The following is a 12893-nucleotide window of genomic DNA, read 5'->3' as shown; positions in this document are numbered from 1 at the left end:
GCGAGCACGGCGAACGCAGCGGACGCAGCGGACGCAGCCCGGGTGGCGCGGACAGCACAGGCAGCACAGGCAGCGCAGGCAGCGCAGGCAGCGCAGACGGTGCGGACAGCGCAGACGGTGCGGACGGTCGGGTTCGACGCGCTCACCGCGCAGGAACTGGAGGCCTGGCACCTGCTGCGGGCGGCCAACCCCCTGCTGGACAGCCCCTACTTCCATCCCGGCTTCGCCGCGGCCGTGCACGCCAGCGGCCGTGAGGTGCGGGTCGCCGTGGGCCGGGACCGCGCGGGCGAGGTCTGCGCCCTGCTGCCCCACCACCGTGAGCGATCGCTGATCAGGCCCGCGGGATGGCCTGCGGCCGACTTCCAGGGGCCCGTACTCGCCGCCGGCTCCTCCTTCCCCCCGCTGGCGCTGCTCGCCGACGGGGTGCGCGGGTTCGCGTTCGACCATCTGCTGGAGAGCTGCGCGGATTTCGAGCCGTGGGTGGAGTCCCGGCGGCCGTCGCCCTTCCTGGACGTCTCCGGCGGCCTGGAAGGCTATCTGGGCCGGGTCTCGCGCAGCGGCAAGGACAACATGGGGCAGGCCCGTCGCCGCGCCGCCAAGGCCGAACGGGCTCACGGCGCCGTGCGGTTCGTCGCCGACGCGGCCGACCCGGAGATCCTGCGCCGGGTGGTGGAGCTCAAGCGCGCGCAGTACGCCGCCACCGGCGCCCGGGACTACTTCGCCGAGCCGGATCGCCACGACCTGATGACCCGGCTGCTGCACACCCGGGACTCCTCGTTCGGGGGTGTGCTGTCCACGTTGCACGCCGGCCCTCACCTGGTCGCGGCGCACTTCGGAATACGTTCGGAGAACGTGCTGCACTGGTGGTTTCCGGTCTACGACCCGGCCTTCGCCGGGCTCGCCCCCGGGTGGATGCTGCTGCGCGAGCTCGTCTGCGCCGCTCCCGCCCTCGGCATCTCGCGCATCGATCTCGGACGGGGCGACGACGAGTACAAACGACGCGCCAAGACCGGCGAGACACAGGTGTGCCAGGGGATCGTGACCCGAAGTTCGGCTCGGCAGACATTGCGGCGGGCACGCGACTCGATGGTCACGGCGGCGAAATCATCCGCGCTCGGTCCCGGCCTACGGCACATCGCACGCAAACTCCGGACGTTCCCACGATGATCGCGCCCGGCTTCCCGGGCGAGCACTTCTCGAAATCGTAACGATCCAAATAAACCATCCGAGTAACGGGCGAATCGGGCGAGGCTTGGAGAACGCCTCCTGCCCCGCGACAGCCGGCAAGCGATGCGATGGAGGCAGCGCACAATGAGAATCAGTGTGTTCGGGCTCGGCTATGTCGGTTGTGTCTCGGCGGCGTGTCTGGCGGCCAGCGGGCACGAGGTCATCGGCGTCGACGTCAATCCCACGAAGATCGACCTGATCACCCGGGGCCAGGCGCCGGTCGTCGAGGAGCGGATCGGCGAGCTGACCGCCGAGGTCGTGCGCAGTGGTGCGCTGCGGGCCACCACCGACGTCGCCGAGGCGATCAACGGGACCGAGATCTCTCTGATCTGCGTGGGCACGCCGTCCGCTCCCAACGGGAGCCTTTCCACCGCCTACCTGGAGCGGGTGGCCGAGCAGATCGGCCAGGAGCTGGCGGGCAAGAGCGAGCGGCACACGATCGTCTTCCGCAGCACCATGCTCCCCGGCACCTGCACCGACCTGCTCATCCCGATCCTCGAACGGGCATCGGGGCTGCGGGCCGGAACCGGCTTCGGGGTGGCGGTCAATCCGGAGTTCCTGCGCGAGGGCACGAGCGTGCGCGACTTCTTCGAGCCGCCCAAGACCGTCATCGGCGAGGTGGACGCCGAGAGCGGTGACGCGGTCGCCGCGCTGTACGAGGGACTTCCGGGCGAGGTCTTCCGGGTCCCCGTGGCGGTCGCCGAGATGACCAAGTACGCCGACAACGCCTTCCACGGTTTGAAGATCAGCTTCGCCAACGAGATCGGGGCGATCTGCCAGGCGCTCGGACTGGACTCGCACCGGGTCATGGACGTCTTCCTCGCCGACCGCAAGCTCAACATCAGTCCGGCCTACCTGCGGCCTGGTTTCGCCTTCGGCGGTTCGTGCCTGCCCAAGGACCTCCGGGGCCTGGTCTACGCGGCCCGGCGAGCCGACGTCTCGGTGCCGTTGCTGTCCCACGTCCTGCCGTCCAACGAGGACCACCTGCGCCGCGCCTTCGAACTGGTGACGGCGGCCGGCAGCCGCCGGATCGGGTTGTTCGGGCTGTCGTTCAAGCCGGGTACCGACGACCTGCGGGAGAGCCCGCTGGTGGAGCTGGCCGAGCGCCTTCTCGGCAAGGGATACGACCTACGCATCTACGACGCCAACGTCTCGCTGTCCCGCCTGATGGGGGCCAACCGGGATTACATCGAAAGCAGGCTGCCGCATTTGGGGGATCTGCTGAGCAATTCTGCCGAGGACGTGCTCTCACACGCCGACGTGTGCGTCATTGGTTGTAAGGACCCGGCCGTGCTGAGCGCGCTCGACGGCGCGGGAGACCGCACGATCATCGATCTCGTCCGCCTTCCCGACGCCGAAGCGCGCCGGGCACATCCTGGATACGTGGGCCTTGGCTGGTAAAGCACTCATCCTCGTCGAGAACCTTTCCGTGCCGTTCGACCGGCGTGTCTGGCAGGAGAGCACCACGCTGCGCGACGCCGGCTGGGACGTGCACGTCATCTGTCCCCGGGGCACCAAGCGCGACAGCGAGCCGTACGTCGAGCTGGACGGGGTGAAGATCCACCGCTATCCGCTGCGTGCGGCGACCGGCGGTCCGCTCGGCTATCTGCAGGAGTACGGCTTGGCGCTGTGGCACACCTTCCGGCTCGCCCGCCGGGTCGGACCGGTGGACGTCGTGCACGCCTGCAACCCGCCGGACCTGCTGTTCCTCGTGGCGAAGATGCTCAAGCGACGTGGCGCGCGGTTCGTGTTCGACCAGCACGACCTGGTGCCCGAGCTCTACCTGTCGCGCTTCGACCGTGGCAAGGACTTCCTCTACCGCGCCGTGTGCCGCCTGGAACGGCTCACCTACCAGGCGGCCGACGTGGTCATCGCGACCAACGAGAGCTACCGCGAGGTCGCGATCACCAGGGGCGGCAAGGAGCCCGGGAAGGTGTTCGTGGTGCGCAGCGCGCCGGCGGTCGAGCGGTTCCACCAGGTCCCGCCGGAGGAGTCGATCAAGCGCGGGAAGCCGCACCTGCTGTGCTACCTGGGTGTGATGGGCCCGCAGGACGGCGTGGACTACGCGCTGCGGTCGCTGGCCAAGCTCCGCGACGACCTGGGCCGTACGGACTGGCACGCGGTGTTCGTCGGCGCCGGTGACACCTTCGAGGACATGATCGACCTCTCCCGCGAGCTGGGCCTGTCGGACTCCGTCGAGTTCACCGGCCGGATCCCGGACGACGACCTGCTGCGCTACCTGTCGGCGGCGGACGTCTGCCTGGCGCCGGACCCGCTCAACCCGCTCAACGACGTGTCCACCATGAACAAGATCATGGAGTACATGGCGATGTCCCGCCCGATCGTCTCCTTCGACCTCCGGGAGGCGAGGGTCTCGGCCGGGGACGCCGCGGTGTACGCCCCGGCCAACGACGAGTCGGAGTTCGCCAAGCTGATCGCCCGGCTGCTCGACGATCCGCAGGAACGCCGCCGGATGGGTGAGATCGGCAAGGCCCGTGTCACCGGCCCGCTGTCGTGGGAGCGATCCAGGATCGCGCTTCTGGCCGCCTACGAGGCCGCCTGTTCCTGACGTCGGAGTCACCGCCGGCACCCGAGCCAGAACCAGAAAGGAACGGCCATGAGCGTGCTCATCGAGAGCGTCACCGCCACGGAGATCTCCTCCCTGCTGGAAAGCTGCGCCGACACGGGGGCTGCGGCCGCGGCCGGGATGGTGGAAGGACTGCGGCGGTCCTACAAATGGCTGCGCCGCACCACCGGCCAGCTGTTGTTCGAGCGCCGGTACGGAGTGCGGACCTCGGAGGTCGTGAGCCTTGAGGAGTTCGGGTTGGCCCGGCACGATCGGGTCTACTATTCGGCGGCGAACTGGCGGACCCTGCGGCGCACGCTGCCCCGGCGCGACGTCGGCGAGCACGACGTGTTCATCGACCTCGGTTCCGGCATGGGCCGCATGGTGCTGGAGGCGGCGTCCCAGTACCCGTTCCGGAAGGTGATCGGCGTCGAGCTGTCCGAGCAGCTCAACGGCATCGCGCGGGAGAACCTCGCGGGCACCCGCCTGCGCCTGCGCTGCAAGGAGGTCGACCTCGTCCGGTCGGACGTGCTCGACTACGACATCCCCGACGACGTCAGCGTGGTGTTCCTCAACAATCCCTTCCGGGGTGAGACCTTCGCGACCGTGATCGAGAAGTTGATCGCGACCGTGGACCGGAACCCGCGCCCGGTCACGGTGATCTATTTCAACCCGGTCGAGGAGGCGTTCCTGCTGGGCACCGGCCGCTTCCACCACGTCCGCACGGTGGCGCGCAGACGCAGGCCTGCGCAGGACGGCCCGTTCGGCACGGTCCGGGTGTACGCGATCACCGAGCGGGCCGGTGCCTGACCTCGCAGAACCCCCGCGCGTGCTACTTCCCGGTCCGGGAGCGGCTGCCGGCGTCCGTGCCCCACTGGACCCGGCCGCCGCGAGAGGAGCGCAGCCGGGTCAACGCCCGGTCCATGAGCAGGACGGTGAGATAACAGCCCGCGTCGAACGGACTCACCTTCCGCGCCGCCACGAGAGCGCCCAGGGAACCCAGCCGCAGACGCCCCTCGGGTGCCGACCGGCCCAGCTCGGCGAGCTGCCGGTTGCCCAGACGCACTCTCACCCGGCGGTTCAGGTGTGCCGAGACGGTCCTCGCCGGGCGCACCAGCGACCGGGCCTCGGACACCACCACCCGCTCGTGAGGCGCGAAGCCGCCGTGCACCCAGCCGTCGTCGGAGAGCACGTCCGGCAGCGGGAAGACCCTGGCGTGCCCTCGCTCGGTCAGGACGTAGACCCCGACCCCGGCCAGCGCGCGCAACGGCGCGATCAGCTGGTCGTGCACCTTGTGCATGCGCCGGGCGACCCAGCCGACCCCGTCCATGTCCAGTGCCGGGACCGGGGCGCAGGCGAGCACGCCGGGCCGGCCGGCGGCGGCGACGAGCGCGCGCACCGACTCCGCACCCAGCTCGACGTCGGCGTCCAGGTACACGCGGGGAAAGGTCAGGCAGGCCTCGTCGCCGAGCCGCAACGCGTTGGCCTTGCCCGGCACCGCCGTCTCCACGACGCGCACGCCCACCTGCCTGGCGACCTCCGCCGTACGGTCGGAGCACGCGTTGGCCACCACCACCACGTCGAACTCGCCCGGCGCCGTTCCGGCGAGCAACAGGCTCAGTCCGCTCGCGATGACGGCTTCCTCGTTGTGCGCGGGCACGACGACGCTGACGACCGGCCACCGTTCACCGGATGGCCCGGGGGCCGGCAGAACGTCCTCATCCGCAGCGCCGTTCACCGCAACGCCTCCCTATCGCCTCTGAAAAGGATGACCAGATGAGAGTAGAACGAACCAAAATCGACGGGGTGCTGTTGTTCATACCGACGCCACACCGTGACGACCGGGGGCTGTTCACCCGGACCTTCGACAGGGCCGTCGCCGAGGAGGCCGGGCTGGACTTCACGGCCTTCGTACAGGACAGCCAGTCCCGTTCACGGCAGGGGACGGTCCGAGGGATGCACGGCCGTTCCGGCCGGGGTGAGGCCAAGCTGGTGCGTTGCGCGCGTGGGGCGGTGCACGACGTGCTGGTCGACGCCCGCCCCGACTCCCCCACCTTCGGCGAGCAGACCTCGGTGCTGCTCGACGACGAGGCGTTCGTCACCCTTTACGTGCCCCCGGGCCTGCTGCACGGCTTCCAGGCCCTGACCGAGCAGACCGACGTCTGTTACCGCATCGACCGCGAGCACGACCCGGCCGAGGACCTTTCCGTCCGATACGACGACCCCGAACTGCTGATTCACTGGCTGCTTCCCGTGTCGGCGATCAGTGAGCGCGATCTTTCAGCCGGATCATGGGCACAATTGCGAGATCGGCTCTGTGGTCCGAACACGATGGAGTGAACGACAATGCGATGGGTCAGTCTGCTCGCCGTCACCTCGACGGTCATCGTGACGTTCCTGACGGGGTGCACCTCTTCTTCGGCCAAGAGCCCGGCGGGCAAACCCACCGGCACCCCCGGCGCGCCCACCGGTGCCGCCGTCCGCTGCCTCGGCTATCCGACCCCGGCCTGCACCGGCGTGCCACCCGGCGTCCGGCTGACCACGCTGGCCCTCAACGAGGACAACGCCGCCTACCGGGTCAAGACTCCCGGCACCGTGCTGGACGGCGTGCACATCCCCGGCGATCTGCTGATCCACGCCCCGAACGTCACGGTCAGGAACAGCCGGATCGACGGGCTCGTCATCAACGCCGACGGTCCCCGGAGCTTCCGGTTCACCATCACCGACTCGACCATCGGGCCCGCGAAGGGCTGCCAGACCCTGCCCGGTATCGGGCAGGACAAATACACCGCCCGGCGGGTGCACATCCGCGGGCACGGCGACGGGTTCCGGGCCTCCGGCGACGACGTCGTCATCCAGGACTCCTACGTCGATCTGTGTTCCAACCCGGGCGACCACTCCGACGGCATCCAGACCTACAACACCGGCAGGGGCCTGGTCTTCGACCACAACACCGTCGACCAGCGTCACGCCAAGGACATCACCGCGCCGATCTTCCTGGTCGACGAGCAGATCGTGGACGCCGTCATCACCAATAATCTGATCATGGGAGGCACCTACAGCATCCAGTTGAGAAACGGCCGGGGAAAGCTGATCATGCGCGGCAACAAACTGGTCGATAAATCCTGGGTTTACGGGCCGGTCGATTCGGAGTGCAAGGCGATCGACTGGGCGGACAACTCGCTGGTGACCATCGACGATCGCTATCGGGTCACCTCGACCGTCGGCCCTCTGGCCTGCGTGGGGTGACCGCCACCGGGCATCGGCCCGTTTCGGCGCATCAGGCGGCACGTTCCAACGAACCCGGGACCTCCGGCATCGGATACTCCGGCAATCGGTATTTCATAACTCTTCTGGGCAATACTCGCGAAACTGATGCATCTCTGTGACCTCACCCGCAACAATGGCCTCTGCGCGAGGACCAAACGGACACATTGTCGAGCCGACCGCAAATCGGCGCGGAGGTCAGAGAAATGACCAGTGCACACCCCCCACGCCGGGGTGGAAATAGCGAAGGCGGATTACCCGGCCGCCGGCGACCACGACCGGGGCTGATAGCGGTCCTGATCGTGGCCCTCGTGGCGGTATCCGTACCCGTTGTCTGGTTCGTCACCCGCGGTGACGTCACCGTGAAACAGGCCGCCGCCGAGCGGCCCGCACCCTCCACCGCCGAGCCGCAGAAGCCTCAGGAGGCGAGCTTCTGGTCGCCGAGCACCGCGGTGAAAGCCCGGTCGCGTGCCGACCGCACACCCGTCGAGCTGGGCATGCGCTTCACCGCCGCGCAGAGTGGCTGGGTGACGGGAGTCCGCTTCTACAAGGCCCGCGGCGACAAGGGCAAGCACACCGGAAGCCTGTGGACCGCCGGCGGGAAACGGCTGGCGAGTGTCACGTTCGCCGGAGAGAGCGCCTCGGGCTGGCAGGAGGCCCGCTTCGCCTCGCCGGTGCAGCTACGGGCCGAGCAGCTCTACACGGTCTCCTACCACAGCGCGGACGGCAACTACGTGGGGAGCAAGGGCTTCGACCCCGTCCGATCCGGCCCGCTGACCACGACGTCCCGCGACGCGGGCGTGTTCGGGTACGGCAAGAGCGCCTACCCGAGCCGGTCGAACCCCAAGGGATACAACTACTGGGTGGACGTGATCTTCCGCTGGCGTAACCGCCACCCGGCGCCCAGGCCCACGCGCTCGCCCGAGCCGTCGCGGTCACCGTCGGCGACTCCCGCCCCCGGTCCGGACGAGACACCGGACCCGAGCCAGACGGCCGGCCCCAGCCAGACGGCCGGCCCGAGCGCCGACCCGAGCCTGACGAGCAGCCCGAGCGCCACTCCCACCTCGGACCAGACGACCGGCCCGATCCCGACCGGCAGCCCGACCGGCAGCCCGAGCGCCACCGGGACCACCCGCCCGACCCACGACCCGACCCCGACCCCGACCCCGAGCACCACCAAAACCACCCGCCCGACCCACGACCCGAGCGCCACCCCCACGCCCCGTCCCACCAGGACCGCCACCCCGGCTCCCACGCCCAGCAGGTCCGCCACCCCGACTCCCGCCCCCACCAGGACCGGCGAGCCCACCCCGAGCCCCACCAGGACCGCGACGCCGAAGCCGACCTTCTCCCCGAGGCCGACGCTGTCCCCCGACCCGGGTGGCGGCGGCTGCGCGGGCTACCCGACGCCGGCCTGCACCGGCGTGCCGCCCGGCACCAAGCTGTCCATGAAGGCTCTCAACGAGGACGGCGCCGCCTATCGGGTCACCACGCCCGGGGCCGTGCTGGACGGCGTGCACATCACCGGTGACCTGCTCGTCCACGCCGACAACGTGGTCATCAGGAACAGCGAGATCGACGGACGGGTCATCAACGCCGACGGTCCCGACACCTTCCGCTTCACCATCACCGACTCGACCGTCGGACCCGCGAAGGGCTGCCAGACCCTGCCCGGCATCGGACAGGACAAATACACCGCCCGGCGGGTGCACATCCGCAACCACGGTGACGGGTTCCGGGCCTCCGGCGACGACATCGTCATCGAAGACTCCTATGTCCACCTGTGCTCCAACCCTCAGGACCACTCCGACGGCATCCAGACCTACAACACCGGCAGGGGCCTGACCTTCAACCACAACACCGTCGACCAGCGGGACGCCACGGACATCACCGCGCCGATCTTCCTGGTCGACAAGCAGATCGTGGACGCCGTCATCACCAACAACCTCGTCATGGGCGGCACCTACAGCATCCAGCTGAGGAACGGCCGAGGGAATCTGGTCATGCGCGGCAACAGACTGGTCGACAAATCCTGGGTCTACGGACCGGTCGAGGCCGACTGCGCCAAGATCGACTGGGCCGACAACTCCCTGGTGACGATCGACGGCGGCTACCGCGTCACCTCGACCGTCGGTCCGCTGCCCTGCAAGGGCTGAGCGAGCCGGCCGTACGAACCGAGCAGCCGGGCCGGGCGGGGCGTCAGTCCCCCGTCCGGCCCGGTCTGCGGAGCAGGACCTTGGCGGTGCCGACGCGAACCCGCCAGGGGGCGCCGGACTCGCGGGACTGCCCGGCCGTCTCGACCGCGCTGCGCAGCAGCGACCCGGTGGCGCCGACCAGCAGGAACGACAGTCCCGTGACGGTGGCGAAGGACAGCAGGTCGAAGGTCGCCGCTCCGATCAGCGGGACCACCAGGCAGGCGGCCAGGGTGAGGCCGAGGTCGCGGGTGCCGGAGTCGGTGCTGAGATAACGAGCCCGCAGCCCCGCGTAGATTCCGCAGACGAACAGCGCGACGACGGTCGCGATGCCGATCAGGCCGGTCTCCACCGCCGACAGAAGATACTGGTTGTCGAAGACCTGATGCTTGGGGGCGTACCAGGTGCCGGCTCCACGCCCCAACCACAGGTGTTTGGCGATCTCGTAGGCGGCGACCTCGTAGTCGTGCGTGCGGTAACGGACGCTGTCATCGGTGCCGGCGTTGGCGAACAGGTTGTAGAAGGCGCTGATGAGTCCCGGGGACATGAGCCTCATCAGGACCAGAAACCCGATCGTGACGAGCAGGGCCTGAACCCGCCGCCTGTTGGGCCAGCCGAGGAACATCACGAAGGCGACACCCGCCAGGCTGAGCACCGCCGACCGGGAGACCGAGAACATCAGGCCCATCCCGATCAGCCCAGAGCACACCCACCATCGCAGGGCCGGCTCGCCACGCTCACGGGCCTGGAACCCGTAGTGCACCGCGATCGGAAGGAGCATCGCGCACACGACGCCGAACTCGATGGGATGGCCGGTGGTCGCGGCGACCCGGCGAAGGTCGGATCTCGCGCCGACGAAACCGTCCTCGGAGGTGTAGCGGAGACCCGGAAGCGCCAGGTAACGGGTGAGGTCGAGGTCCAGCAGGAACTGGCAGGCTCCGACCACCGCGATGATCGCGCCCGTCACCACGACGGTCTTGAGCACGAAGTCCAGGCGCTCGGTGCCGCGGACCCCGTCGCACACCATGAGCGCGAGTCCGGCGGCGGCCACCAGCAGGATCAGGGCGTGGTCGGCCAGTTTGAGCTCGTCGGCGGGAAGATAGCCGTAGGTGGCGTATCCGAAGGTGGCCACCATCGCGGTCACGAAGACGAACAACGCGGTGCGCACCGGCGTACGCCCCTTCGCCATCCCCAGCGTGAGGGTGAAATGCGCGCACAGCCAGCAGAGGGTGGCGATGAGGGCGACCAGGTTGGCCGGGGTGATCGACAGCGGCAGCGCCCGGAAGACCAGGCGGGCAGGAATGATCATCAAGGCCGCGACGAAGAAACAGACCAGGGTCGCGCCGTCGGCGCGCTGCCGGACCGGGAGTGCGGGATCGGTCGTCGTGTTCGTCGTCGGCGCCTCACCACCCGGGCCGCCCGGAGAGGGGGCTCGGGTCGCCGCGGTCGTCATCAGCGCCTCACCGCCGGGCCGTCGGCCGGGAGACGGCCGTTGAGCGCGGCCGGGGCCGGCGAGGCCTTCTTCGCCTCCCCGGCGTCGGCGCGGTCGAGGGCGTCGGCACGCTCCAGGGCGTCGGCGCGGCGTCTGGCCCTGCGTGCCCGGGCGAAACTCTCGGCCATGAACGCGGCGCACAGGCTGGCCACGGCGCCGAGGCCCACCGCGGCGGCGACGGCGCGCAACTTCTTGCCGCGCTGTGCCTCCGGGGTGGTCGGCGGCACCGCCTCGAAGGTGGTGATGTAGGTCGCCCGGGGCGCTCTGACGGCCTGCTGGCGCTGGAACAGCTCCCGCTTGGCACGGGCGATGACCTTCGTCACGATGTCGCGCGCCCCGTCGGCCGTCGGGCTCTCGCCCTCGATGAACAGGAAGGGGCCCGTGGCCAGCGCCTCCGGGTTGTCACTGCCGTTGGTGACCTTGAAGGAGGTGTCGCCGCCCGCGACCGCGCCGAGCTCCACCGCCATGTCAGGCGTCCCCATCACGGTGATGAGGATGGAGGCGGAGACGTTGAGCCCGCGGTCGAAGTTGAGCATGGGGTTGGTCAGGCCGTTGGGGATGTCCGGGTTGCTCGGCAGGCTCCCGCCGGTGGTCGGGGTGGTCAGGATGAGGACCGCGCTGGAGATGTAGGTGGTGGGAATCGTCGAGTAGACGCCCGCGGCGGCGGCGACGGACAGGGCGAACGTCGGCATGACGATGTACCAGCGCCGCAACAGGACGAGGACCGTCCCCCAGAAGTCCATGCGCATCCTCCCCGAACCGGGCAGCGGTCAGCCCGACCGAAGCCTGCCATTGGTGATCGCCCGGGCCCGGGCGGGGTGTTACTCGGCGCGGAACCGTGGTCACGGCGGAAGACGCGTCGTGGTGAGACACCCGATACGACCGCTGATGACGACAAGTGATCCACAGTATCCGCACCGTGCCCGGCTTTACTTCTCGTGCTCGTCCCGGCCGCCGGTGCGCATGAACACGACCGTGTCCCCGCCCTGCTCACCGCGGTGTGCGAACGGCTCCTCGTCCTCGTCCACCACGACGACGAGCTGCACGGAGTCGTCTTGGAACGGTCCTTCCTGAGATTCGTACGGCACCGGCGCAGGGTAGACGGTCATCGGAGGGTCGTCGACGTCCGAGTCGTCACTGTGATCCCCCGGCCTGAACCCGCCGCTCCAGTCCGAGCGCCCCAACCCGCCGCCGTCATCCGGGCGTTGGAGCTCGCCGTCGCGATCCGGACGCCTCTGCTCGTCCGCACCGCCCGTGCCCCCCAGGTCGCTCACGCCGTTCGCGGGAACGCGACGGGCGGCCCGCCGGCCTTCCCGGATCTGCGTCACGCCGTACGCGACGCCGAAGCCGACGAAGAGCATGGCGAGCATCGCACCGACCGCGGCCGTCAGCTTTCCGGAGATCTTGGCCTCGGGGGTGGACGAGGGCACCACGTCGACGACCGTGATGAAGGTGGAGCGCGGGGCCCTGAGCGCCATCTGGCGGCTGGTCAGCTCCTTGCGGATGCGCTGTTTGGCCTTCAGCACCACGTCCTGGGCCGCGGCGGCGGACCTGCTCTCGACCTCCACGTAGACGAACGGGCCGTTGGTGCTGATGCCCAGCAGGTCGGGGTTGGTACGGCCGTCGTTGATCGTGATCTGGGTGGGACCGTCCTTCACCACGCCCAGCTCGGCCGCGACCTCCGGAGTGTTCATGGACAGGATGAGGATCCCGGCCGTGACGCGGAGGCCGTCGCTGAACTGCAGCAGCGGGTTGGTCAGTCCGATCGGCCTGGTCGGGTCGGTCGAGAGCGTTCCACCGGTGGCCGGAGAGGTCAGCACCATGGACGCGGTCGACACGTAGTAGGTGGGGATCAGGAAGAAGACCAGGGCCGCGGCGACGAGCGAGAGCACCAGGAGCGGAGGGCCGATGAGTCTCCGTTTGACGAGGCCGAAAATGGCTTTCCAGAAGTCCATATATCTCCGCCCCCTATTTGTGCCGGGGCACTGCCAACCCCCGAGGCAATACGATTACCAATCGAGAAGTACGGACTTCCCGTTACATCGGACCGGCAGGACACCAAACCGGTCGGCATCCCCTCATGGGATGTTACGTCTGGTGACCATACAACGATAGTCCCGTCGATAGGCCAAAAAGGGGCAGATGCCAG

11 protein-coding genes are annotated in these 12893 nt (G+C 69.2%); 7 read left to right on the top strand and 4 right to left on the bottom strand.

What is annotated here, in order from left to right:
* Nucleotides 1-99 precede the first annotated feature (99 nt).
* The 4 genes from ACQPYK_RS03915 (at nt 100) to ACQPYK_RS03900 (ending at nt 4603) form a co-directional block, all read left to right on the top strand.
* Nucleotides 100-1167, top strand: coding sequence for a GNAT family N-acetyltransferase (locus ACQPYK_RS03915; protein ID WP_433250297.1), 1068 nt, complete (start codon nt 100-102; stop codon nt 1165-1167).
* A gap of 144 nt (nt 1168-1311) precedes the next feature.
* Entirely contained in the window at nt 1312-2628 is a 1317-nt protein-coding gene (locus tag ACQPYK_RS03910) for a nucleotide sugar dehydrogenase (protein ID WP_433250294.1), read from the top strand.
* Nucleotides 2618-3796, top strand: a complete 1179-nt coding sequence (locus tag ACQPYK_RS03905) for a glycosyltransferase family 4 protein (protein ID WP_433250291.1) — start codon at nt 2618-2620, stop codon at nt 3794-3796. Before ACQPYK_RS03910 ends, ACQPYK_RS03905 begins: the two co-directional genes overlap by 11 nt.
* A 48-nt stretch (nt 3797-3844) precedes the next feature.
* Nucleotides 3845-4603: a methyltransferase domain-containing protein gene (locus tag ACQPYK_RS03900; RefSeq protein ID WP_433250288.1), complete on the top strand. Its 759-nt coding sequence runs from the start codon at nt 3845-3847 to the stop codon at nt 4601-4603.
* A 22-nt stretch (nt 4604-4625) separates the two neighbouring features.
* Here ACQPYK_RS03900 and ACQPYK_RS03895 read toward each other — a convergent pair whose 3' ends face one another.
* Nucleotides 4626-5531: a glycosyltransferase gene (locus ACQPYK_RS03895; RefSeq protein ID WP_433250285.1), complete on the bottom strand. Its 906-nt coding sequence runs from the start codon at nt 5529-5531 to the stop codon at nt 4626-4628.
* 38 nt (nt 5532-5569) lie between these two features.
* On the opposite strand from ACQPYK_RS03895, the gene ACQPYK_RS03890 reads away from it, so the two are divergent.
* The 3 genes from ACQPYK_RS03890 (at nt 5570) to ACQPYK_RS03880 (ending at nt 9216) form a co-directional block, all read left to right on the top strand.
* Nucleotides 5570-6133 carry a dTDP-4-dehydrorhamnose 3,5-epimerase family protein gene (locus ACQPYK_RS03890; protein ID WP_433250282.1) on the top strand — a complete coding sequence of 188 codons (564 nt, stop codon included), beginning with the start codon at nt 5570-5572 and terminating at the stop codon, nt 6131-6133.
* A gap of 6 nt (nt 6134-6139) precedes the next feature.
* Nucleotides 6140-7042: a hypothetical protein gene (locus ACQPYK_RS03885; RefSeq protein WP_433250279.1), complete on the top strand. Its 903-nt coding sequence runs from the start codon at nt 6140-6142 to the stop codon at nt 7040-7042.
* Between the two features lie 329 nt (nt 7043-7371).
* A complete protein-coding gene (locus tag ACQPYK_RS03880; RefSeq protein WP_433250276.1) occupies nt 7372-9216 on the top strand; it encodes a DUF4082 domain-containing protein in 1845 nt (614 codons plus the stop codon).
* A 43-nt stretch (nt 9217-9259) separates the two neighbouring features.
* Here ACQPYK_RS03880 and ACQPYK_RS03875 read toward each other — a convergent pair whose 3' ends face one another.
* The 3 genes from ACQPYK_RS03875 to ACQPYK_RS03865 form a co-directional block, all read right to left on the bottom strand.
* Entirely contained in the window at nt 9260-10705 is a 1446-nt protein-coding gene (locus tag ACQPYK_RS03875) for an O-antigen ligase family protein (RefSeq protein ID WP_433250273.1), read from the bottom strand.
* The gene (locus ACQPYK_RS03870) at nt 10705-11487 is read right to left on the bottom strand and encodes a hypothetical protein (protein ID WP_433250270.1); all 783 of its coding nucleotides are present in this window, start codon (nt 11485-11487) and stop codon (nt 10705-10707) included. Before ACQPYK_RS03870 ends, ACQPYK_RS03875 begins: the two co-directional genes overlap by 1 nt.
* Before the next feature lie 186 nt (nt 11488-11673).
* A complete protein-coding gene (locus tag ACQPYK_RS03865; RefSeq protein ID WP_433250267.1) occupies nt 11674-12699 on the bottom strand; it encodes a hypothetical protein in 1026 nt (341 codons plus the stop codon).
* Nucleotides 12700-12893: the final 194 nt, after the last annotated feature.

This window comes from Streptosporangium sp. CA-135522 (genome assembly GCF_050949235.1).
Classification (GTDB): Bacteria; Actinomycetota; Actinomycetes; order Streptosporangiales; family Streptosporangiaceae; genus Streptosporangium.
Note: the sequence above shows the minus strand (reverse complement) of the source record. Positions and strands in the feature narration are given on the sequence as shown.

Coding starts and splice junctions, on each gene's coding strand:
- ACQPYK_RS03875 (WP_433250273.1), bottom strand. CDS start 10,705: ATGACGACCGCGGCGACCCGAGCCCCCTCTCCGGGCGGCCCGGGTGGT.
- ACQPYK_RS03865 (WP_433250267.1), bottom strand. CDS start 12,699: ATGGACTTCTGGAAAGCCATTTTCGGCCTCGTCAAACGGAGACTCATC.
- ACQPYK_RS03910 (WP_433250294.1), top strand. CDS start 1,312: ATGAGAATCAGTGTGTTCGGGCTCGGCTATGTCGGTTGTGTCTCGGCG.
- ACQPYK_RS03900 (WP_433250288.1), top strand. CDS start 3,845: ATGAGCGTGCTCATCGAGAGCGTCACCGCCACGGAGATCTCCTCCCTG.
- ACQPYK_RS03885 (WP_433250279.1), top strand. CDS start 6,140: ATGCGATGGGTCAGTCTGCTCGCCGTCACCTCGACGGTCATCGTGACG.
- ACQPYK_RS03870 (WP_433250270.1), bottom strand. CDS start 11,487: ATGGACTTCTGGGGGACGGTCCTCGTCCTGTTGCGGCGCTGGTACATC.
- ACQPYK_RS03890 (WP_433250282.1), top strand. CDS start 5,570: ATGAGAGTAGAACGAACCAAAATCGACGGGGTGCTGTTGTTCATACCG.